The sequence below is a fragment of the Polynucleobacter sp. Fuers-14 genome, from assembly GCF_018882045.1.
In the GTDB taxonomy this organism is placed as follows: Bacteria; Pseudomonadota; Gammaproteobacteria; order Burkholderiales; family Burkholderiaceae; genus Polynucleobacter.
In genome coordinates, this window is sequence record NZ_JACVPG010000007.1 from 18,865 (window position 1) to 40,311 (window position 21,447).

General features: G+C 47.4%; 17 protein-coding genes. 8 read left to right on the forward strand and 9 right to left on the reverse strand.

Features of this window, described 5'->3' with window-relative positions; genetic code table 11:
* Positions 1–52: 52 nt before the first annotated feature.
* Both ICN40_RS05085 and ICN40_RS05090 read right to left on the reverse strand, forming a co-directional pair.
* Positions 53–1,555, reverse strand: a complete 1,503-nt coding sequence (locus tag ICN40_RS05085) for a tripartite tricarboxylate transporter permease (protein WP_072582848.1) — start codon at positions 1,553–1,555, stop codon at positions 53–55.
* A gap of 18 nt (positions 1,556–1,573) precedes the next feature.
* Positions 1,574–2,032 carry a tripartite tricarboxylate transporter TctB family protein gene (locus ICN40_RS05090; protein ID WP_072582849.1) on the reverse strand — a complete coding sequence of 153 codons (459 nt, stop codon included), beginning with the start codon at positions 2,030–2,032 and terminating at the stop codon, positions 1,574–1,576.
* 121 nt (positions 2,033–2,153) lie between these two features.
* On the opposite strand from ICN40_RS05090, the gene alaS reads away from it, so the two are divergent.
* Entirely contained in the window at positions 2,154–4,778 is a 2,625-nt protein-coding gene (alaS, locus tag ICN40_RS05095) for an alanine--tRNA ligase (protein ID WP_216242594.1), read from the forward strand.
* Complete coding sequence (locus ICN40_RS05100; RefSeq protein WP_216860739.1) at positions 4,775–5,020, forward strand: sulfurtransferase TusA family protein; 246 nt, start codon at positions 4,775–4,777, stop codon at positions 5,018–5,020. Before alaS ends, ICN40_RS05100 begins: the two co-directional genes overlap by 4 nt.
* Before the next feature lie 90 nt (positions 5,021–5,110).
* On the opposite strand, the gene galU is transcribed toward ICN40_RS05100, so the two are convergent.
* Together galU and ICN40_RS05110 are read right to left on the reverse strand one after the other, a co-directional pair.
* Positions 5,111–5,995, reverse strand: coding sequence for a UTP--glucose-1-phosphate uridylyltransferase GalU (gene galU, locus ICN40_RS05105; RefSeq protein WP_216242595.1), 885 nt, complete (start codon positions 5,993–5,995; stop codon positions 5,111–5,113).
* A gap of 30 nt (positions 5,996–6,025) precedes the next feature.
* Positions 6,026–8,917 carry a valine--tRNA ligase gene (locus tag ICN40_RS05110; protein ID WP_216242596.1) on the reverse strand — a complete coding sequence of 964 codons (2,892 nt, stop codon included), beginning with the start codon at positions 8,915–8,917 and terminating at the stop codon, positions 6,026–6,028.
* A gap of 24 nt (positions 8,918–8,941) precedes the next feature.
* On the opposite strand from ICN40_RS05110, the gene ICN40_RS05115 reads away from it, so the two are divergent.
* Positions 8,942–11,308: a UvrD-helicase domain-containing protein gene (locus tag ICN40_RS05115; protein ID WP_072582853.1), complete on the forward strand. Its 2,367-nt coding sequence runs from the start codon at positions 8,942–8,944 to the stop codon at positions 11,306–11,308.
* Positions 11,309–11,316: 8 nt separating this feature from the next.
* Here the strand turns inward: ICN40_RS05115 and ICN40_RS05120 are convergent, their stop codons facing one another.
* From ICN40_RS05120 to ICN40_RS05130, 3 genes are read right to left on the reverse strand one after another with little or no spacing between them, the layout of a single operon-like run.
* Positions 11,317–12,096 (reverse strand): BPSS1780 family membrane protein, encoded by a 780-nt coding sequence (locus tag ICN40_RS05120; RefSeq protein WP_216242597.1) that lies wholly within the window; start codon positions 12,094–12,096, stop codon positions 11,317–11,319.
* On the reverse strand, positions 12,093–13,067 hold the full coding sequence (locus ICN40_RS05125) for a homoserine kinase (RefSeq protein WP_072582855.1): 975 nt from the start codon (positions 13,065–13,067) through the stop codon (positions 12,093–12,095). Before ICN40_RS05125 ends, ICN40_RS05120 begins: the two co-directional genes overlap by 4 nt.
* 22 nt (positions 13,068–13,089) lie before the next feature.
* On the reverse strand, positions 13,090–13,461 hold the full coding sequence (locus tag ICN40_RS05130) for a hypothetical protein (RefSeq protein ID WP_255561205.1): 372 nt from the start codon (positions 13,459–13,461) through the stop codon (positions 13,090–13,092).
* A 116-nt stretch (positions 13,462–13,577) separates the two neighbouring features.
* Between ICN40_RS05130 and polA the strand changes: the two genes are divergently transcribed.
* From polA to ICN40_RS05145, 3 genes are read left to right on the forward strand one after another with little or no spacing between them, the layout of a single operon-like run.
* The gene (polA, locus tag ICN40_RS05135; protein WP_216242600.1) at positions 13,578–16,403 is read left to right on the forward strand and encodes a DNA polymerase I; all 2,826 of its coding nucleotides are present in this window, start codon (positions 13,578–13,580) and stop codon (positions 16,401–16,403) included.
* 36 nt (positions 16,404–16,439) lie between these two features.
* The gene (locus tag ICN40_RS05140; RefSeq protein WP_072582858.1) at positions 16,440–17,315 is read left to right on the forward strand and encodes a dienelactone hydrolase family protein; all 876 of its coding nucleotides are present in this window, start codon (positions 16,440–16,442) and stop codon (positions 17,313–17,315) included.
* Positions 17,312–18,094 (forward strand): ZIP family metal transporter, encoded by a 783-nt coding sequence (locus ICN40_RS05145; protein ID WP_374222782.1) that lies wholly within the window; start codon positions 17,312–17,314, stop codon positions 18,092–18,094. Before ICN40_RS05140 ends, ICN40_RS05145 begins: the two co-directional genes overlap by 4 nt.
* 6 nt (positions 18,095–18,100) lie before the next feature.
* On the opposite strand, the gene ICN40_RS05150 is transcribed toward ICN40_RS05145, so the two are convergent.
* Both ICN40_RS05150 and ICN40_RS05155 read right to left on the reverse strand, forming a co-directional pair.
* The gene (locus ICN40_RS05150; RefSeq protein ID WP_216242604.1) at positions 18,101–18,931 is read right to left on the reverse strand and encodes a sulfurtransferase; all 831 of its coding nucleotides are present in this window, start codon (positions 18,929–18,931) and stop codon (positions 18,101–18,103) included.
* Between the two features lie 70 nt (positions 18,932–19,001).
* Positions 19,002–20,108, reverse strand: a complete 1,107-nt coding sequence (locus tag ICN40_RS05155; RefSeq protein WP_215358474.1) for an SRPBCC family protein — start codon at positions 20,106–20,108, stop codon at positions 19,002–19,004.
* A gap of 162 nt (positions 20,109–20,270) precedes the next feature.
* Here ICN40_RS05155 and xseB point away from each other — a divergent pair, with 162 nt between their 5' ends.
* Both xseB and ICN40_RS05165 read left to right on the forward strand, forming a co-directional pair.
* Positions 20,271–20,504, forward strand: coding sequence for an exodeoxyribonuclease VII small subunit (gene xseB / locus ICN40_RS05160; RefSeq protein WP_216242605.1), 234 nt, complete (start codon positions 20,271–20,273; stop codon positions 20,502–20,504).
* Complete coding sequence (locus ICN40_RS05165; RefSeq protein ID WP_216242607.1) at positions 20,505–21,401, forward strand: polyprenyl synthetase family protein; 897 nt, start codon at positions 20,505–20,507, stop codon at positions 21,399–21,401.
* Positions 21,402–21,447 lie beyond the last annotated feature (46 nt).

Below are 21,447 nucleotides of genomic sequence, written 5' to 3' on the forward strand. Positions count from 1 at the left end.
AAGAAAAAGCCCGCAAACAGCTGCGGGCTCGTTTCTGTGAGGCATAAAACTATCAGTCTTCGACAAATGCCTCTTCGCGAGTCTTCTTGACTGCCGGCAAGGTAACCATGACCACCAAGAGTGCTGATGCAATCAGTAATCCCAAGGAAAGTGGACGAGTCAAGAAGGTAGTGAAATCGCCACGGGATAACAATAATGCGCGGCGGAAGTTCTCTTCCATCATTGGTCCAAGTACGAAGCCCAAAAGCAATGGAGGCGGTTCGCAACCCAGTTTGAAAAAGAGGTAACCAATGATGCCGAAGGCAGCGGTCACGTATACGTCAAACACAGTGTTGTTTACGGTATAGACGCCGATACAGCAGAAAACCAGAATGGCTGGGTACATGAAGCGATAAGGAATTTTTAGTAACTTTACCCAGATACCAATCAAGGGCAAGTTCAAGAGAATCAACATCACGTTACCAATCCACATGGAAGCGATCAGACCCCAGAACAAAGCAGGGTTGCTTGTCATTACCTGAGGACCTGGTTGAATGTTATGAATCGTCATCGCGCCAACCATTAATGCCATTACCGCGTTTGGTGGGATACCTAAGGTAAGTAAAGGAATAAATGATGTTTGAGCAGCAGCATTGTTGGCTGACTCTGGACCAGCTACACCCTCAATCGCACCTTTACCAAACTCATGGCTGTATTTGGAGGATTTCTTCTCGACAGAGTAGGCGCCGAAAGATGCCAAGGCTGCTCCTCCGCCTGGCAGGATGCCTAAAATTGAGCCAATAAAAGTACCACGCAAGATAGACGGAATCATGCGTTTGACGTCTTCCTTGGTAGGAATCATGGTGGTCATCTTATTGAGGAAGCCTTCGTCCTCATCGGTCTTCTCAAGGTTGCCCATGATTTCTGCGAAACCGAATACACCCATAGCAACAGCTACGAAACCAATACCGTCACTTAATTCAGGAATATCAAACGCATAACGCGATACACCCGAGTTAACGTCGGTGCCGATCAAGCCCATTAGAAGGCCCAAGACGATCATGCCGATCGCTTTGATCAGAGAGCCGGATGCTAAGACCACTGCACCAATCAAACCCAAGACCATGAGAGAGAAATATTCAGCGGGCCCAAATTTAAATGCCAACTGTGAGAGGGGTGCAGCAAAAGCGGCCAACACTAAAGTTGCCACGCAACCCGCAAAGAATGAACCCATGCCGGCAGTGAACAATGCAACACCAGCTCGACCATTTCTGGCCATTTGGTAGCCATCGATCGCCGTCACCACCGAGGATGTTTCTCCTGGGATGTTCAACAGAATCGCTGTTGTAGAGCCACCGTACTGTGAGCCGTAGTAAATACCAGCCAACATAATCAATGCAGCGATTGGAGGCAAGGCATAAGTAGCTGGCAATAGCATGGCAATCGTGGCGATTGGACCCAAGCCTGGCAACACGCCAATCAGGGTTCCCAATACACAGCCGATCAGACAGTAAAGAAGATTTTGTAATGTAAACGCGGTATCAAAACCGAGAGCTAAATTAGCAAATAAGTCCATTTTCAGTATCCCGGTACGTTATTGAAGAAAGAAAGGCAGTAATGGGAACTGCAATTTCAGACCCAAAACGAATACCGAATAAGTGAAAACAATTAGAAATGTGGCATTGATTAAAGTGCCTTTCCAATGAAATTCATGACTTGCGCTGGCTGACATAAATACCAAAACGAAGACCGCTACGATAAAGCCCATCGTTGGTAGGAGGGCGCCGTATGCAATGACGGATCCAGTAATGAGGCCAATGACCTTCCAGTTGAAAGGAGGGATTTTTTCAATCGCTGCTTTAGCACTGAGTGACTTCACTAGGATTATTAAGCCCAGGGCTGTCATAACTAGGCCAAGCCAGAAGGGGAAGTATCCAGGCCCCATTTTGGCGGGAGTTCCCATTGGGTACTGGGTAGCCATGAAGGTAAAAAAGAGACCAATGACCATATACATTAGGCCGGCCCCAAAATCTTTTTGATTACGGATTTCCAAGTTGCGCTCCTTAATTACCGACTTATTTGTCGATTTATTGATGTTGAGCGATTGTAAGGCAGGATACGGGGATCTTGTCTAGGGTTTGCCCTAGACAGGTGCCAATGCGATAATTATTGCCATGAAAGTCTCCCAAATTCGCCAGGCCTATCTGGACTTCTTTGCCCAAAAAGGTCACCAAATCGTCCCTTCCAGCCCAGTAGTGCCAGGGGATGACCCAACCCTGCTATTTACTAATGCAGGCATGAACCAATTTAAGGATGTGTTTTTGGGCTTCGATAAGCGCCCATATAACCGCGCGACGACTGCTCAGAAGTGCATCCGAGCCGGTGGAAAGCACAATGACTTGGATAACGTCGGATACACCGCGCGTCACCATACCTTTTTTGAAATGTTGGGTAATTTCTCTTTTGGAGATTATTTCAAGAAGGACGCTATTCAATTTGCCTGGGATTTATTGACCCAAGTTTTCAAGTTGCCAAAAGAAAAACTCCTAGTCACTGTCTATGCTGAAGATGAAGAGGCTTATGACATTTGGAATAAGCAAATTGGTGTGCCCGCCGATCGCATTATTCGCATTGGGGATAACAAGGGTGCGCGTTACGCATCGGATAATTTTTGGATGATGGGTGACACAGGCCCTTGCGGACCTTGCACTGAAATTTTCTACGATCACGGTGAGCATATTCCTGGCGGCCCTCCTGGAAGTCCTGATGAAGATGGTGATCGCTTCATCGAAATTTGGAATAACGTCTTCATGCAGTACAACCGCGATGAGGCCGGTGTAATGCATCCGCTACCTAAGCCTAGCGTTGATACAGGCATGGGTCTTGAGCGCATTGCAGCAGTGTTGCAGCATGTTCACTCCAATTATGAGATCGACCTTTTCGTCAATCTCCTTAAGGCTTCTAAGGATGCGGTTGATGCGGCGGGTGGTGAAAACTGTGATGCACAAAGCCCATCACTCAAAGTGATTGCAGACCATATCCGCGCATGTAGCTTCATTGTCGTTGATGGCGTCATTCCAGGTAATGCCGGTCGTGGTTATGTATTGCGTCGCATTGCGCGTCGCGCGATTCGTCATGGTTATAAGTTAGGGGCACGTAAACCATTCTTTTATCAGTTGGTGCCTGCGCTTGTCAAAGAGATGGGCGAAGCCTATCCAGAGTTGCGCGCCGCACAAGACAAAGTCAGTGAAGTCATTAAGCAAGAAGAAGAGCGCTTCTTCCAAACGATTGCTAATGGCATGGAAATTTTGGATGGTGCTTTAGCTGGCGGCGCAAAAGTAGTCGATGGAGAAACTGCTTTCCGTTTGCATGACACTTTTGGTTTCCCATTGGATTTAACCGCTGACGTTTGTCGTGAGCGTGGCGTTACTGTTGATGCCGAAGGTTTTGAAGTGGCGATGCAGAAGCAACGTGATCAAGCAAGAGCCGCAGGCAAATTCAAGGTAGCTCAAGGGCTTGATTACAAGGGTAAGCCTACGCAATTTCATGGGTATGACACCTTAAAGCATGAAGGCGCCAAAGTCACAGCCCTTTATGTGGATGGCTCTGAGGTCGCCTCAGTGAAGGCTGGCGATGCAGCGGTGATCGTATTAGATAACACGCCTTTTTATGCGGAATCTGGTGGCCAAGTAGGCGATAAAGGTGAGTTGCGTAATGAAACTGTGCGCTTCTCAGTGGATGACACCTTCAAGATTCAGGCTGATGTATTTGGCCATCAAGGCGAATTACATGAGGGCGAGCTTAAGGTCGGCGATGCGCTTAATGCCTTGGTAGATGTGCAGCAAAGAACCGACACGATGCGTAACCACAGCGCTACTCATATCTTGCACAAAGCCTTACGTGAAGTGCTGGGCGATCATGTGCAACAAAAAGGGTCATTGGTAGATGCCACTAAGACCCGTTTCGACTTTACTCACAACGCACCTATTACGGCTGAGCAAATTCGTCGCATTGAAGATATTGTGAATCAAGAGATTCTGGAAAATACCGCTACTTCAGGCAAGGTCATGTCTTTGGATGATGCCCAAAAGACTGGCGCCATGATGCTCTTTGGTGAGAAGTATGGCGCTGAAGTGCGTGTGCTGGAGATCGGTTCTTCTAAAGAGCTCTGTGGCGGCACTCACGTAGGTCGCACCGGCGATATCGGTAGCTTGAAGATTATTTCGGAGGGCGGTGTTGCCGCTGGTATCCGCCGCGTTGAGGCTGTGACCGGTAATAACGCGCTGCATTTCTTGCAAGGTTTGGAAGACAAGATCAATGAAGCTGCGGCGATTCTCAAAACCCATCCTGGTGATTTGGTTAATCGCGTTGCACAACTTCAAGAAAGCCTGCGTCAAGCTGAGCGCGATTTAGAAAAAGTGAACTCTAAGTTAGCTGCCAGCCAGGGCGATGAGTTGGCGGGTCTAGCCATTGATGTGAATGGCATCAAAGTCCTTGCTGCGCGACTTGATGGCGCTGATGCTGGCGTACTGCGCGAAACGATGGACGCTCTCAAAGCTAAGCTCAAAACTGCTGCCATTGTGTTGGCCTCAGTTCAAGGCGATAAGGTGAGCTTGATTGCCGGCGTTACGGCTGACTCTATTGGCAAAGTAAAGGCAGGCGATCTCGTGAACTTTGTTGCCCAACAAGTGGGCGGTAAAGGCGGCGGTAAACCAGAAATGGCGATGGCCGGCGGAACTGATCCTAGTAAGCTGGGTGAGGCCTTGGACGGCGTTAAAGACTGGATAGCAAGCAAATGAGTGAACCAGTAAATATTGCCTTTAATGCAGAGGTAGATGCGATTGGTATGAACTGCCCATTGCCTATCTTGCGTACTAAAAAAGCATTGGCAACGATGCAGTCGGGTGAAGTCTTAAAGATTAAGGCAACCGATGTGGGCGCCGCTCATGATTTCCCTGCATTTGCCAAGCAAACTGGTAATGAGTTGCTTGCAAGCACTACCGAAGGTGATGTGTTGGTTTTCTTTATGAAGCGCAGATAAGAAAAATTCTGACGCTCATACCTCTTGGTAAGTAATCAAACAAAAAGGCAGAGATTAATCTCTGCCTTTTTTATTCAAACTCAAAAACGATTACATTAAAGAGCGGCTCTTGAGATAAGCGGCAAAGTCTGCTGAAACCTCTGGGTGACGCAGGGCAAATTCCACGGAGGCCTTGAGATAGCCTAATTTACTGCCACAGTCATAGCGCACGCCATCGTACTCGTAAGCGAATACTGGCTCTTCTTTTAGTAATGCGGCAATTGCATCGGTGAGTTGAATTTCACCGCCCGCACCTGGTTTGAGATTGCGAATATGGGCGAAGATGTCAGAGGACAGAACGTAACGACCAACCACTGCTAAATTAGATGGCGCATCTTTCGGTTGTGGCTTTTCTACTATGCCGTCTAGGCGATAAATGCCCTTAGTTACTTCAGATCCAGAAACAATTCCATAGGAGCTACTCTTTGCGGGATCAATTTTTTCTACCGCAAGTACCGAGCCATTTTGCTCCTCAAACACCTTCAGCATTTGCTTAAGAACTGGAGGTTGTCCGTCTAATAGGTCATCAGCCAAGATGACGGCGAATGGTTCATCGCGAACCAATTTTTCTGCGCACAATACTGCGTGACCTAAGCCAAGCGCTTCAGGTTGACGCACATATACACAATCTACATGACTGGGTTTAACGTTGCGAACGATATCAAGCAAAGCTTGTTTATTTTTAGCTTCTAACTCGGCTTCAAGTTCATACGCTTTATCAAAGTGATCTTCAATAGCGCGTTTGCTGCGACCGGTAACAAAAATCATTTCAGTGATGCCTGCAGCAATCGCTTCCTCAACGGCGTATTGAATAAGTGGTTTATCAACCACATTGAGCATCTCTTTTGGGCTTGCCTTGGTAGCTGGCAAAAAGCGCGTGCCTAAGCCTGCGACTGGGAAAACTGCTTTGGTGACCGCTTTAGTTTTTAATGGCATATAACTTCCAATCGCTCTATTTAACTGCTTTTATTTGAGACGCTCTAATTGTGCAACAAGCTTCTCATGGTTTTGCTCAAACCCTGCAAGACGCTGTTTTTCTTGGGCAACAACCTCGGCTGGGGCGCGTGCCACAAAGCCTTCATTGGTTAATTTGCCCTTGGCTTTATTGATTTCATTAGCTAGACGCTCAATTTCCTTGCCAAGACGAATACGTTCAGCGGCAACATCCACTTCAATCTTGAGCAGGAGCTTGATATCACCTACCAAAGCAATTGGGGCACCCGGAGCATCTTTCTCTAAAGCAGATTCATCGCTGTAGATTTTGACCTCAGTTAATTTAGCAAGCGCCATGAGATAAGGGGTCGCTTTTTCCAGGAACTCTTTTGGACCGCAGATCCAGAGAGGCACTTTTTGACCAGGAGGAACCTGCATCTCGCCACGAAGATTTCTGCAGGCATCTACAATTGCTTTGATCTGCGTAACCCAGGCCTCACTCTTCTCATCAATCTTTTCAGGCTGAGCAACAGGATAAGGTTGGAGCGCAATGGTTTGTTTTTCTTGCTGGGCTAAAACTTTTCCAGATTTAGGGCCAACAGTCTGCCAAAGCGTTTCGGTAATAAATGGAATTAAAGGATGCGCCATGCGCAAAATAGTTTCCAAAACGCGCAAGAGGGTACGGCGAGTGGCGCGTTGTTGTGCTGGAGTGCCAGTCTGCAATTGCACCTTAGCAAGCTCTAGATACCAATCGCAATACTCATCCCAAACAAATTGGTAAATGCTGCTGGCAATATTATCAAAGCGATAAGCTTCAAAGCCTTTGGCCACTTCGGCTTCAGTTCTTTGGAGTTGTGAAACGATCCAACGATCAGCTGGTGAAAAATCCAAATAGCCATCAGGACCGCATTGGTTATCACAAGGTGCAAAGCCATTGTCTTCATCGCCACCAGGGCAATTCATGAGCACAAAGCGAGTGGCATTCCAAAGTTTGTTACAGAAATTGCGATAGCCTTCGCAACGCTTTTGATCAAAGTTAATATTGCGACCCAGCGAAGCCAAAGAGGCAAAAGTAAAGCGTAGGGCATCAGTGCCAAACGCAGGAATACCATCCGGAAACTCTTTTTTTGTTTTCTTGCTAATACTCTCGGCTTGTTTTGGATTCATGAGGCCGGTAGTTCTCTTGCCTACCAACTCCTCAATCTTGATGCCATCAATCAAATCGATTGGGTCCAAAGTGTTGCCTTTGGACTTGCTCATCTTCTGACCTTCAGCATCGCGCACTAGGCCATGCACATAGACAGTGTGGAATGGTACTTTTCCAGTGAAGTGGCAGGTCATCATAACCATGCGTGCTACCCAGAAGAAGATGATGTCAAAACCAGTCACCAAAACAGATGAAGGTAGGAAGTGATTTAAAGCAGGCGTTTCTTCGGGCCAACCTAAAGAGCTAAATGGTACGAGCGCAGAGCTGAACCAAGTATCCAGAACGTCAGGGTCACGGTTGAGTTTGCCGGTGTATCCAGCGGCAGCAGCTTTCGTTTTAGCCTCTTCCTCAGAGCGACCGACAAAAATTTGTCCATCATCGCCATACCAAGCGGGGATTTGATGACCCCACCAGAGTTGACGGGAGATGCACCAGTCTTGAATATTTTCTAACCACTGAGTATAGGTATTGATCCAGTTCTCTGGAACCAGCTTGATATCACCTTTGGTTACCGCATCCAAGGCAGCACCAGCAATCGAGGAGCCTGGTTGATACTTATTATCGGGACTAGGTTTAGACATCGCCACAAACCATTGGTCAGTGAGCATTGGTTCAATGATGGTTTGGGTGCGATCACCGCGTGGCACCATTAATTTATGTGGCTGAACTTTTTCCAATAAACCAGCAGCCTCTAAATCAGAAACTACTTGTTTGCGTGCTGCGAATCTTTCCATGCCTTGATAGGCGGCTGGAGCATTCTCATTAATTTTGGCATCCAAAGTGAGGATGTTGATCATGGGTAGTTGATGACGTTGACCTACTGCATAGTCATTAAAGTCATGTGCGGGAGTTACCTTCACAACTCCAGTGCCAAAGTTCAAATCAACATAGTCATCAGCAATCACGGGGATCTGGCGATCACACAAAGGCAAGTTTACTGACTTGCCGATAAGATGCTTGTAGCGCTCATCTTCTGGGTTCACCATGACAGCAACGTCGCCCAATAGGGTTTCTGGGCGAGTGGTAGCAACGATAAGGTGGCCAGAGCCATCAGTTAATGGATAGCGTATATGCCACATCGATCCATCTTCTTCTTCGCTCACTACTTCTAAATCAGAAACTGCCGTACCCAAAACAGGGTCCCAGTTCACTAAGCGTTTACCGCGATAAATCAAACCTTGTTCATGTAAGCGCACAAAGACTTCGACAACTGCCTTGGACATCTTGTTGTCCATCGTGAAATATTCTTTGCCCCAATCGATCGAAGCACCTAAGCGACGAATTTGGCGGGTAATTGTGTTGCCGGAAGTTTCTTTCCACTCCCATACTTTTTCTAAAAACTTGTCGCGGCCTAAGTCGTGGCGAGACACTTTTTGAGTGTCAAGTTGACGCTCCACAACAATTTGAGTCGCAATACCGGCATGATCAGTTCCAGGCACCCATAAAGTATTTTTGCCTGACATTCGCGCATGACGTACCAAGCCATCCATGATGGTTTGATTGAAAGCATGACCCATATGCAGGGTGCCGGTTACATTAGGCGGTGGCAGCTGAATAGAAAAGTCCCCCTTGCCCTCATCCATGGTGGAGTCGGCGATACCTCGGCGTTCCCACTCTGGACCCCAGTAGGCCTCTATCGGGGCGGGTTCATAGGATTTGGCGAGCTCGTCCGCTGAGCTGGCCGCTGGTGAATTAGGGGTATTTGAGGCATTTGGCATAAGAGGCAAATTATAATTGGGCTGATGTACTCAGACTTGCTCGCGAACCTCAATCCAGAACAGCGCGAGGCAGTGACCCTCCCGCCCGTCCACGAAAATGGCCAAGCCCAGTCAGCCTTGATTTTGGCTGGGGCAGGGAGCGGCAAGACCCGCGTCCTCACCACCCGTATAGCCTGGTTGATTCAGACCGGCCAGGTATCCCCTATTGGCGTCCTAGCGGTGACCTTCACCAATAAGGCTGCCAAAGAGATGATGCTGCGTCTCAGTGCCATGCTGCCGATTAATACACGTGGGATGTGGATTGGCACCTTTCATGGTCTTTGTAACCGTTTATTGCGTGCTCATCACAAGGAAGCGGGTTTACCGTCGACTTTCCAAATCTTGGATACCCAAGATCAGCTCTCTGCAATTAAGCGCCTTTTAAAGGGCTTAAAAGTCGATGATGAAAAATATCCTGCAAAGCAGTTGCAATACTTTATTGCCCACGCCAAGGAGCGCGGTCAACGCGCAAAAGATTTAGCGCTGGGCGATGACTTCCAAGCCAAGATGGCGCAACTGTATGCGGCTTACGATGAACAATGTCAGCGCGAAGGTGTGGTGGATTTTGCTGAACTCTTATTGCGCAGTTATGAATTACTCAAACATAGCGAGGCGATTCGGACTCACTATCAAGAGCGCTTTCGTCATATTTTGATTGATGAGTTTCAAGATACCAATGCTTTGCAATATGCATGGCTTAAATTGTTATCGGGTCATGACGCAAGTCGCATCAATGTCAGTGGCATGGGTAGTAGTTCCGTTTTTGCGGTGGGGGATGATGATCAAAGTATTTATGCATTCCGTGGCGCCGACGTTGAAAATATGCGTCTCTATGAAAAGCAATATCACCCATTGATGGTGAAGTTAGAGCAGAACTATCGCTCACACGGCCATATTTTAGATACGGCAAATCACCTGATTGCGAATAACTCTGAGCGCCTGGGTAAAAACCTGCGAACGGATGCTGGTCATGGCGAGCCAGTCCGTATCTATGAGGCACCAAGCGATCATGCCGAAGCCGCTTGGCTGGTGGACGAAATCAAGGCTTTAGTCAATAGTGGTATCAAGCGTACTGAAGTAGCTTTGCTCTATCGTAGTAATGCCCAGTCACGCATTATTGAGCACGCATTATTTTCTGCGGGTATTCCGTATCGTGTGTATGGCGGTTTGCGCTTCTTCGAACGTGCTGAAATTAAACATGCACTCGCTTACTTACGCTTGCTCGAGAATCCAAATGACGACACTTCATTCTCCCGAGTCGTGAATTTCCCGACCCGCGGAATTGGTGCAAGATCAATCGAAGCCTTACAAGATGCTGCCAGAGCACAACAGTGTTCTTTATATTTAGCTGCCTCTACTTTAGAAGGCAAAGCCGGCGCCGCACTTAGTGGATTTGTGCGTTTAGTAGATCACATGCGTGAAGCTACGCGTCACAACACTTTGCCAGAAACAGTCGAATTTGTAATTCAGCATAGTGGCTTGATTCAGCATTACCTCTCTGAGCGCGAAGGACAGGATCGCGTCGAGAACTTACAAGAATTGATTAACGCTGCCACTGCCTTTATTGCCGAAGAAGGTTACGGTCAAGACGCAGCCGCTGCAATGTTGCCGGGAGAGAATGCTCCAGGCGTTGTAGAGGTTTCACCTTTGGCGGCCTTCTTATCCCATGCTTCATTGGAGGCTGGTGACAATCAAGCCCAAGCAGGGCAAGATGCTGTGCAATTAATGACCGTGCACTCAGCTAAAGGCTTAGAGTTCACCTCAGTGTTTATTACCGGTCTCGAGGAAGGTTTATTCCCTCACGAGAACAGTGTGAATGAGCAAAACGGCTTAGAGGAAGAGCGCCGCTTGATGTATGTGGCGATCACCCGAGCCAAGGAACGACTTTATCTCTCTCATACTCAATCGCGGATGTTGCATGGCCAAGTGCGTTACAACATGCCTTCCCGCTTCCTAGAAGAGCTCCCATCCGATTCATTGAAATGGCTTACCCCTAAAGCAAGAGATGCGCGCTGGGGTGGTGGAAACTCAAGATCAGGATCTACTTGGCAAGATGGTTATACCCGTCAACGCGAATATGAGTCGAATGACTTTTTTGATTCAGGCTCTGAACGTCAAAGACCGGCGAAGCGAGTTGGTTCAGCTTCGATGGAAGTGAAAAGACTGGCCTCCCCACCTCGCGGAAATTACCCATTCACCATTGGGCAGAATGTCTTTCATACGAAGTTCGGTGAAGGGCGCGTGACTGGTTTAGAAGGCGTAGATGCCGATGCAAGGGCGCAGGTTAATTTCAAGCGTCACGGTATCAAGTGGCTACAGCTGAGTATTGCGAAGCTTGCTGCGATTGACTGATAAATCAATTAAACAGGCAACACCACTTCATCTTCTGTGAAGCAAGCTTTCCAAGTTGCATAAAAAGAGCAGTGCATTATCGTCAAACCCGCCATGGAAATCGGGGCGATGATGAACGAGGCTGCCTGCCCCAGATCAAGCGCATCAAAAATCATTCCCACTGTTAGCGGAATGGCAATCAGAATGGCGCTCCAAATGGCTAGATACAGAAAGAATGCGGCTTTATTGGCCCAGCACGCTAATGCGCTAGAGAAGAGTGCTTGTGGCACAGACATATCGGTCCATGCAACCAAGACTGGTGAAAACCACATCAACATCGCTACTGGTATGTACAGTATCGCGCCAAAGCAAAGCACCAAGTAAACCTGACGCAAAGCCTCGGGCGTGATAGGTTTATCACTAGTCATCAGTGGAAGCAGTAATTCAAAGTCAACTAAGAGACTTAAGATAAAGCTGAGCAACAAAATCATGCCGGCATACACCAGGCCTAATTGCAGAATTCTTTTTCGCACGATAGGGCTAGACCGCAGGGCTATCAAATAGACCATCGGCCTAATGCGCTCCTTTTGAATGCCTTGGCGGCAAGCGGTCATGAATCCAACTGAAAGAGTTGGCGTGAGCAGAAGCACTGCAAAGACGCCAATCACTGGAACGACGACTGCTAGCTGCGCTGCAAAGACGTACATAAAGACCAGCATTAAAAAGCCCAAGGGATTTTGTTTAAAGAGCCAAATGCCTTGTCTAATCCAGGTGTAGCCTTCTTTGGGTGCTACGGAATTCAGTTTCATAGTGAGCGGCGACTTAAAAGAATACGTTCAAAGTGCGTAGGGTCATGCGGGGTAAGCATCTGCGCATCACGCGGCAAATAGAAGTCCCAGAGTCTTGAAACCCAGAAGCGTAAAGCTGCTGCACGCAACATGAGTGGCCAGCTAACTTGCTCTTCTTTGGTGAGAGGGCGAACCAACTGATAGGCTTTCATGAACGCGTCTAAGCGAATAGGATCTAAATCTTGCTTGTTATCAGCAAGACACCAGTCATTGACGGTGACGGCGATATCAAATAGCCATTTATCAGTGCCGGCAAAGTAAAAATCAAAGAAGCCGCCCAATTGATCTTGAGAGATATCAGATCCTTTGGGGTCAAATAAAACATTGTCGCGGAAGAGATCGCAATGACTCGCCCCTTGCGGCAATCCATCATAGGTGCCTGAGGCAAAAAATTCCTCTTGAGTTTTTAACTCATGAGTAATGAGTTCTTTCTGGGGCGTGCTTAAATGTTGCAATACCGAAGGTATTGTTTTCTGCCACCAAGCAAGGCTACGAAGATTCTCTTGGGACTTTGGAAAATCCTTTCCAGCCAAATGCATCTTCGCTAGCATCCCGCCAACAAGAGCGCAATGATTGGCTTCTGGTTGGAGTCTGGAAAGGCCTGGTAGCTTGGTAACAATGGCTGCCGGCTTGCCTTTGAGGGTAAAGAGAATGTTGCCCTGTTTGTTTTCAATCGGCTTGGGTACAGGCACACCTTTGTTTGCCAGGTGGCGCATTAACTCTAAATAGAAAGGAAGTTGTTCCGCAGACAATCTTTCAAAGATTGTTAAAACATATTCCCGCTTCTTGCCATCCTTGGTGGTATCTAAGAAAAAATTAGAGTTTTCAATACCACCATGAATGCCACGAATTTCAGTGGCTTGGCCGATATCAAAGTCTTGAGTAATCCATTGAGAAATATCTTCAAGCTCAATCGGAGTAAATACAGCCATAAATCAGTAAATGCTTTTTAAATTAAAAGGGAATGCTGACGCTAGGAACGCTGATCAGATCTGTATCTTTTGGAGGTCCTGGCATCACAGATGTGGGTGGTGCCATTTCGTAGCTGGTGTATGGCGTTTTTACATCTACCTGTGTTGGAGAATTGACATCCTTATATTCGGTAACGGTGGTGCCGTTTTTGTCTCGGTATTGATAGTTTGGCTTGCGTTGCTCAGGGTTGGATGTCGCGCCACTTGCGCTCACAGCAGGTGCGAGTGGCTGACTATTGATACGGTTTAATTCCGATGGGCTCAGTGCCTGGCTGTTATTCTGAGCGTGGGTTGAAGTGGTGCCAAAAAGTCCAAAAACCACCAAAAAACTCATTAGGGTTAGGCTTTGACTCATTGAGCGGCTAATTAAGTTCGTTAAATAATGCATTTTTTCACCTTTTTAAGCCTACTCTCGGTCGGTTCCCTAACCAGACCTGTAGGCAATTCACAACTAGATTGTACGATTGCGGTATGACTAAACATAGACTCTTGTTGGTAGACGGTTCTAGCTACCTCTATCGCGCCTTCCACGCCATGCCAGACCTCAGAAATGGGGCTGGAGAGCCTACTGGGGCTATTTATGGCATGGTGAATATGATGCGCCGGGCCCGATCTGAGCTTAAGGCTGACCATATTGCCTGTGTTTTTGATGCTAAAGGGAAGACCTTCCGCGACGAAATGTACTCAGAATACAAGGCGCATCGCTCCCCCATGCCTGAGGATTTGGTTAAACAGATTGAGCCAATTCATGCCATGGTGAAGGCTTTAGGATGGCCCGTATTGATGGTCTCCGGTGTTGAGGCGGACGATGTCATTGGGACTTTGGCTTGCCAAGCTACGCAAGCGGGTTGGGAAACCATCATCTCCACGGGCGATAAAGATTTGGCGCAACTGGTAAATTCTTCAGTCACCCTCATCAATACGATGACAAATGAAAAGCTAGACATCGAAGGTGTCAAAGAAAAGTTTGGTGTACCACCAGAATTGATTGTGGATTATTTATCTATCATCGGCGATACCGTCGATAACGTGCCAGGTGTTCCGAAGGCGGGACCAAAGACAGCCAATAAATGGCTGGCGGAATTTAGTAATCTCGATAACTTGATGGCAAATGCCGATCAAGTTAAAGGCGTAGTTGGTGAAAACTTGCGCGCTACGCTTCCTTGGTTGCCGCAAGCTCGTCAACTCATTACGGTAAAAACCGATTGTGATTTATCACCCCATTTACCAAGCTTAGATGACTTGCATGCCAAGTCTGAAGACGCGCCTTTATTACGAGAATTATTTGAGCGCTATGCATTTAAGACTTGGTTGCGTGACGTGGAAAAGCAGCTCACAAGCCCGGATAGTAAGGCTGAGCCAGCAAGCTTTGATTTGGCAGGTAGCCTAATTTCTTCCTCTGAGGGCGGAGCAGATAAAGAAAAAAAGACACGCGTGATTGCTGGCTCGCCGACTAAAGATTTGTCACAAGAAACTCGAGACTCACAAGATGCGGTCGAACGTCACTACGAATGCGTCGTGGACGAAGCAAGTTTAGAGAAGTGGCTAAAGAAGATTGAGGCATCTGAGTTAACGGCAGTTGATACGGAAACTACTAGTCTTGATGCGCTTGCGGCAGAACTTGTTGGAATTTCTTTATCAGTAAAGCCGGGTGAAGCTTGTTACATTCCAGTTGCTCACCGCAACGGTGAGGTGCAACTTGATCGTGACTTAGTGCTTGCGCGCATGAAGCCTTGGTTAGAAAGCGCAACGCATTTAAAAGTAGGTCAAAACTTAAAGTACGATGCTCATATCTTTGCAAACTATGACATTACCTTAAAGGGTGTTGCATTCGATACCTTGCTAGAGTCATATGTGCTCGAGTCGCACATGCCCCACAATATGGACAGCTTGGCTGAACGCCATCTGGGCATGAAAACCATTCGCTATGAAGAGGTGTGCGGCAAAGGCGTCCACCAGATTGGTTTTGATCAAGTCGATCTCCAAATTGCAACAGACTATGCGGCAGAAGATGCCGATATTACTTTGCGTCTGCATTTGGAGTTATGGCCACAGATTCAGGAAAACTCAGGCTTGCTCTATATCTATGAAAAGGTAGAAATGCCCGCTATGCGTGTGCTCGGCATCATGGAGCGTAACGGTATTCGGATTGATTCAGCATTATTGGCCAAACAAGGCCAGCAGGTGGGCAAACGTTTGCTTGAGTTAGAAGGCGAAATTCACAAGCTAGCAGGTCAGCCATTTAATATTCAGTCACCTAAGCAGATCGCAGAAATTTTATTTGGACAACTTGAGCTTCCGGTAATTAAAAAGACGCCTTCAGGTGCACCCTCTACCGATGAGGAAGTGTTGCAGAAGCTAGCGGAAGACTATCCCTTGCCTGCGCGCATTTTGGATTACCGCAGTTTGGCAAAGCTAATGTCCACCTATATTGAGAAGCTTCCTCGCATGGCCGATCCCAAGACGGGTCGCGTTCATACGAACTTTTCTCAAGCTACTGCAGTTACAGGTCGCCTGGCATCAAGCGATCCAAACTTGCAAAATATTCCAGTGCGCACAGAAGAGGGTCGTCGTATTCGTGAGGCCTTTATTCCAGCAGACGGATGCAAATTATTGTCAGCGGATTATTCCCAAGTTGAGTTGCGCATCATGGCGCATATTGCCGAAGATGAAAATCTATTAACGGCATTTAAAGAAGGTAAAGACGTTCACCAAGCCACGGCAGCAGAGATTTTTGGTGTCCCATTAGATGATGTTAATTCTGAGCAACGTCGTTACGCCAAAGTCATTAACTTTGGCCTGATTTACGGAATGAGTGCTTTTGGTTTAGCCGGCAATCTGGGTATTGAGCGTTCTGCTGCACAAAACTACATCGCTAAATACTTCGATCGTTATCCAGGGGTGGCTCAATATATGGAGCGCACCCGTCTCGAAGCAAGAGAGAATGGTTATGTAGAGACGGTCTTTGGGCGACGTCTTTGGTTGCCAGAAATCAAGGGTTCCAATGGTCCGCGACGCCAGGGAGCTGAGCGGGCAGCGATTAATGCCCCAATGCAAGGTACTGCTGCTGACTTAATTAAATTGGCCATGATCGCCGTTGAGGACTGGCTCGAAAAGGAGCAGCTCAAGACGAAGCTTTTACTTCAGGTTCATGATGAGTTGGTGCTAGACGTGCCTTTTGATGAGCTTGAGCTAGTGCAAGCTAAATTACCCGGTTTGATGTGCAATGTCGCCCAGTTAAAGGTGCCTTTAGTGGTTAGTATTGGGATTGGCGATAATTGGGAAGAAGCGCACTAAGTATTCAATGAGAAATGCAAGTAAGGAGACAAGGTAATGAGTAAAGACATTCAAAATAGTCGACGTAATTTTATGAAAACATCTGCAATTAGCGCGACTGCTATTGGGGTTGGATTTGCGGGAGCCTCTGAGCCTGTGATGGCTGCGGCTATTGAAACCGATTTCAAAGGCATCAAAGCTGGTGAGCAGATGATCCCCGTTGGTAGCTTTCAGTTGCCAGCGTATGTCTCTCGACCTGAAAAAGCTAAAGGCTCTTTGCCAATCATTATTGTGGCGAGCGAGATTTTTGGTGTGCACGAATACATTGCTGATGTCACCAGACGTTTTGCGAAGTTGGGATATCTTGCGATTGCCCCAGAGTTCTTTGCTCGTGCAGGCGACCCCAATACTTACGGCACCATTGCTGAAATTATGACTAATATTGTGGCCAAGACTCCGGATGCTCAAGTCTTGAACGATCTACAGGCTGCTTTAGTGTGGGCTGGCAAAAATGGCGGTGACTTAAAACGCGTCGGTGTTACTGGCTTCTGTTGGGGTGGTCGTATTACTTGGTTGTCCGCAACCTTGCCGCAGGTGCGTGCCGGTGTAGCTTGGTACGGTCGTCTCATCGGCGAGAAGACTGAGGGCAATCCTCGCCATCCTATAGATATTGCTGCTGATTTAAAAGCGCCAGTGCTCGGCTTGTATGGCGCTGCTGATACCGGAATTTCTTTGGAGAGTATTGATCAAATGCGCGCCGCTTTGGCGCAGGCCGCCCCTAAGAATCCTGTTGCCAAGGCTTGTGAATTTGTAGTTTATCCAGATACCCCCCATGCATTCCATGCTGATTACCGCGCAAGCTATCGTGAAGGTCCTGCGAAAGATGGTTGGGAAAAGTGCCTAGCCTGGTTTAAGAAAAACGGAGTGGCATAAGCTCGATGACTGTTTTACAAAGCATTCTCCTGGTGACTGCGTTAGCGGGAACTGCTAGCGTCTTGGTGGCCGCAAGCTGTTCTTTGGCCATGCTCTCCAAGATGGTCAACAATATGGTGAGCCTATCGGTCGGCATATTGCTAGCAACTGCTTTACTCCACTCCTTGCCTGAAGCATTTAGCATGGAAGGTGCAAAACCTCAGTTCTTATTTGCTACTTTGCTTGCTGGGTTATTGGGTTTCTTCTTGCTTGAGAAGATCGCATTATTGCGACACGACCACCATCACGAAGGTGATGGGCACCACCATCACCATGGCCATGATGCAGAAAATGCTGGGCGTAGTGGCTGGATGATTTTGGTTGGCGATGGCATTCATAACTTCGTAGATGGCATCTTGATTGCCGCAGCCTTTATGGCCGACCATCAAGTGGGCATTTTTACGGCCATTGCGATCATTGCCCATGAAATCCCGCAAGAGATCGGTGATTTCATTGTCATGTTAAATGCTGGCTTTTCCCGTGCACGCGCCTTGTTGTACAACCTTATCTGCGGTTTATCAGCAGTAGTGGGTGGCGTATTGGCTTATTTCTTCTTGGAAAAAGCGCATGCAGCGATGCCATATTTATTGGTTGTCGCTTCTAGTAGTTTTATTTATATTGCGGTGAGTGATCTCATCCCGCAAATGCACCGTCGCCCACACTGGGTCGAGTCTTTACGTCAGACGGTCTTGATTGCTTGTGGCGTAGGGTTTGTGATCCTACTGTCCCTATTGCACTAACAAGTTTTAAAGTTCAACAGGCCTTTTGGGGTCTGCGCACCATTCGCTCCAGCTACCTGCATACAGGCGTGAGCCTTTAAAGCCAGCAAGCTCCATCGCTAGAAGGTTATGGCAGGCAGTGACGCCAGATCCACATTGGTGAATAACTTCAGAAGCTTTAGCAGTCCCGAGGAATGCTGAAAATTCTTTGAATAACTGCTCAGGAGTTTTGAATGCAGTCGCATTGAGATTATTTTTGAAGAAGCGATTCATTGCACCGGGAATATGCCCGCCAACTGGATCCAGCGTTTCATTTTGACCATGAAAGCGATCTTCAGTGCGTGCATCGATGATTTTGTTTTTCTTTGTCTCTAGATTAGCCACTACATCATCAACTAGAACTAGCCCCGCATAAGGCATCACTCCAATGGCTTCTGTGCAAGGGGTGGGCGCTCTTGGAATAGAACCCATGGGGCCATTCCAAGAATCTAAGCCGCCATCTAGTACCCGAACATTAGCGTGCCCTGTTGCCTTGAGCATCCACCACAAACGACTGGCATAGACGGAGCCTTGTTTGTCATAGGCAACCACTAAGGTATTGGGGTTGATGCCCAAACGCGTTTTAGTTTGAGCCCAGGCCTCTGGACTAGGCAGGGGATGTCTGCCATTCGTGCCAGTCTTGCTTCCTGAGAGATCTTTATCGAGGTCTACAAAAATGGCACCAGGAATATGACTTTCTTCGTAGGATTTTTTGCCGATCAGTGGGTCGACTAAATCAAAGCGACAGTCACAGAGCAATATATTTTCACCACTATTAATGATTTCTTCTAACTGGTTAGCTGAGATTAGAGGAGTCATGATGCTTCCTATTTTTGGTGATGAGGGTTATTAATAAAGGGTATTAATGTAACCGTGAAGCTTATTTTAATTATGCACCTTCGAAGTTCATGACTCGGCGATACCACTCATGAAAATGTTGCATGCCATCTTCCATTGGGCTTTGATATGGACCTACTTCATTAATGCCGCGGGCAAGTAGGGCTGCTCGGCCCTGATCCATACGCTCAGCAATTTCATCATCCTCGATGCAAGTTTCCATATAAGCAGCACGTTCTGCTTCCACAAATTCACGCTCAAACAAAGCGATTTCTTCTGGATAGTAGAACTCAACAATATTGCGTGTTTTACCGGGGCCCATAGGGTGCAGTGTTGATACGCACAGAACGCCTGGGTACCACTCCACCATGACATTGGGGTAATAGGTAAGCCAGATGGCACCATGGCGTGGGGCTTTGCCGTCAAATTGACGAAGTACAGCTTCATGCCAGTTGCGATAGGTTGGTGAGCCTGGAATTTGTAAATCTTTATGAATGCCAACGGTTTGAACGCTATGCCAATCGCCGAACTCCCAGTGCAGATCTTCGCAAGAAACAAACTTTCCAAGACCTGGATGAAATGGCACAACGTGATAGTCCTCGAGATAAACCTCGATGAATGTTTTCCAGTTGTAGTTGCATTCATGTACTTCAACATGGTCAAGAACGTAACCTTCAAACTTGAGATCATCTGCAACGCCCAGTTTGGCGAGGTCAGTGCGTACGTCGCGTGGACCTTCGAATAGGAGTCCTTGCCAATTTTGTAAAGGGGATTTGCCAAGATTTAAACAAGGCTTATCTTCAAAGTGAGGGGCACCTAATAAATTGCCGCCTAAGTCATAAGTCCAGCGATGTAATGGGCAAACAATATTGTCAGCTTTACCACGACCATTGAGCATCAATGCTTGACGATGGCGACAAACATTGGAAAGGAGTTCTACGCCAGACTCATTGCGAACAAGTATGCGACCTTCGTTTTCTGCGCTTAAAGTTTGATAGGAGCCCATTTCAGGCACCATCAATTCGTGACCAACATAGCCGGGGCCCTGCTTAAAAAGCAGTTCAATTTCCCGCTGATACAGGTCAGCGTCAAAATATGCCGAAACCGGCAATTGCAAATTGGACGGCGCAAGCTTCTGCGCGGTAGCCAGATTAGTCATTCTCCCCACCCCCGAAAACGTCAGCCGAAGCTAAGCGGAATAACCAATCCAACCATCGACGGATCGATATTGGAAAGGAAGGGGTGGATTATACCCATCCAAACGGCTTCTCGCTTTAATATATATGCCTATCCGTGTGGGAAATAACAAGGAATCCAGCTTATGCCAGCCAAGAAGTCAGAGAGTCAAAAACCCGGTCTTGAGGTCCTAATTGACCCCGATTTGCGTTATGAGCAAGCCGTTAAAGAGCTTGAAAAGCTCATTTCAGACATGGAATCTGGCAAATTTTCCCTAGAAGAAACCTTGTTAGCCTATCAACGAGGGGCAGCCTTGCTAAAACATTGTCAGGGGATGTTGGCCCAGGTTGAGCAACAAGTTCGAGTGTTCGAGGCTTAATTGGGCACTGCTTTTCAATTTCAGGAGTGGATTACCTCTCACTCCGAGCGAACTGAGTTGGCGTTAGATCGCTTGCTCGATTCCGTGCAAACTACGCCGCATCGTTTACATGAGGCTATGCGTTACGCAGCGCAAGGTGGCGGCAAGCGTATCCGCCCCTTATTAGTTTATGCCGCAGGTCAACTTGGCGAAAACACAGAAAGTAGCGAATCATTGGATGCTGCGGCTGTAGCAATTGAATGTATCCATGCTTATTCATTGGTACACGATGATTTGCCATGCATGGATGATGATGACTTACGTCGCGGTCGTCCGACAGTGCACAAAGCTTTTGATGAAGCAACAGCATTACTCGTTGGGGATGCATTACAAACGCGCGCTTTTGAAATTTTGGCCAATGCAAATGGTGATGCGCAAGTTCGCCTCAACCTGATTTTTGCATTAGCGGCCGCCTCTGGCTCACGCGGCATGGCGGGTGGTCAGGCCATTGATTTAGAAAGCGTTGGCAAGAAATTAGACCTCAATGGTCTAAAGCAAATGCATGCTATGAAAACAGGAGCTTTGTTGTCATGCGCTGTTGAAATAGGCGGTATTGCTGCCCATCTAAATCCAACACAAATGGCGCATTTGAAAAGTTACTCAAAGTCCCTGGGATTAGCCTTTCAGATTGTGGATGATGTGCTGGACGCCACTGCGGATAGTCAAACCTTGGGTAAGACAGCTGGCAAGGACGCTGCTGCCAATAAGCCGACCTACGTGACCTTGATGGGTTTAGACTATGCACAGAAGCAGGCTAAAGAGTTGCAAGAAACAGCAATCGCTAGCTTGGATAGTTTTGGTGCATCTGCACAAGCATTAAAAGATTTAGCTCTCTTGGTTGTCAATCGCGGCAAGTAAGAGATCAATAAGAATAATAAGAGAAATTCATCAGTACAGATTATTT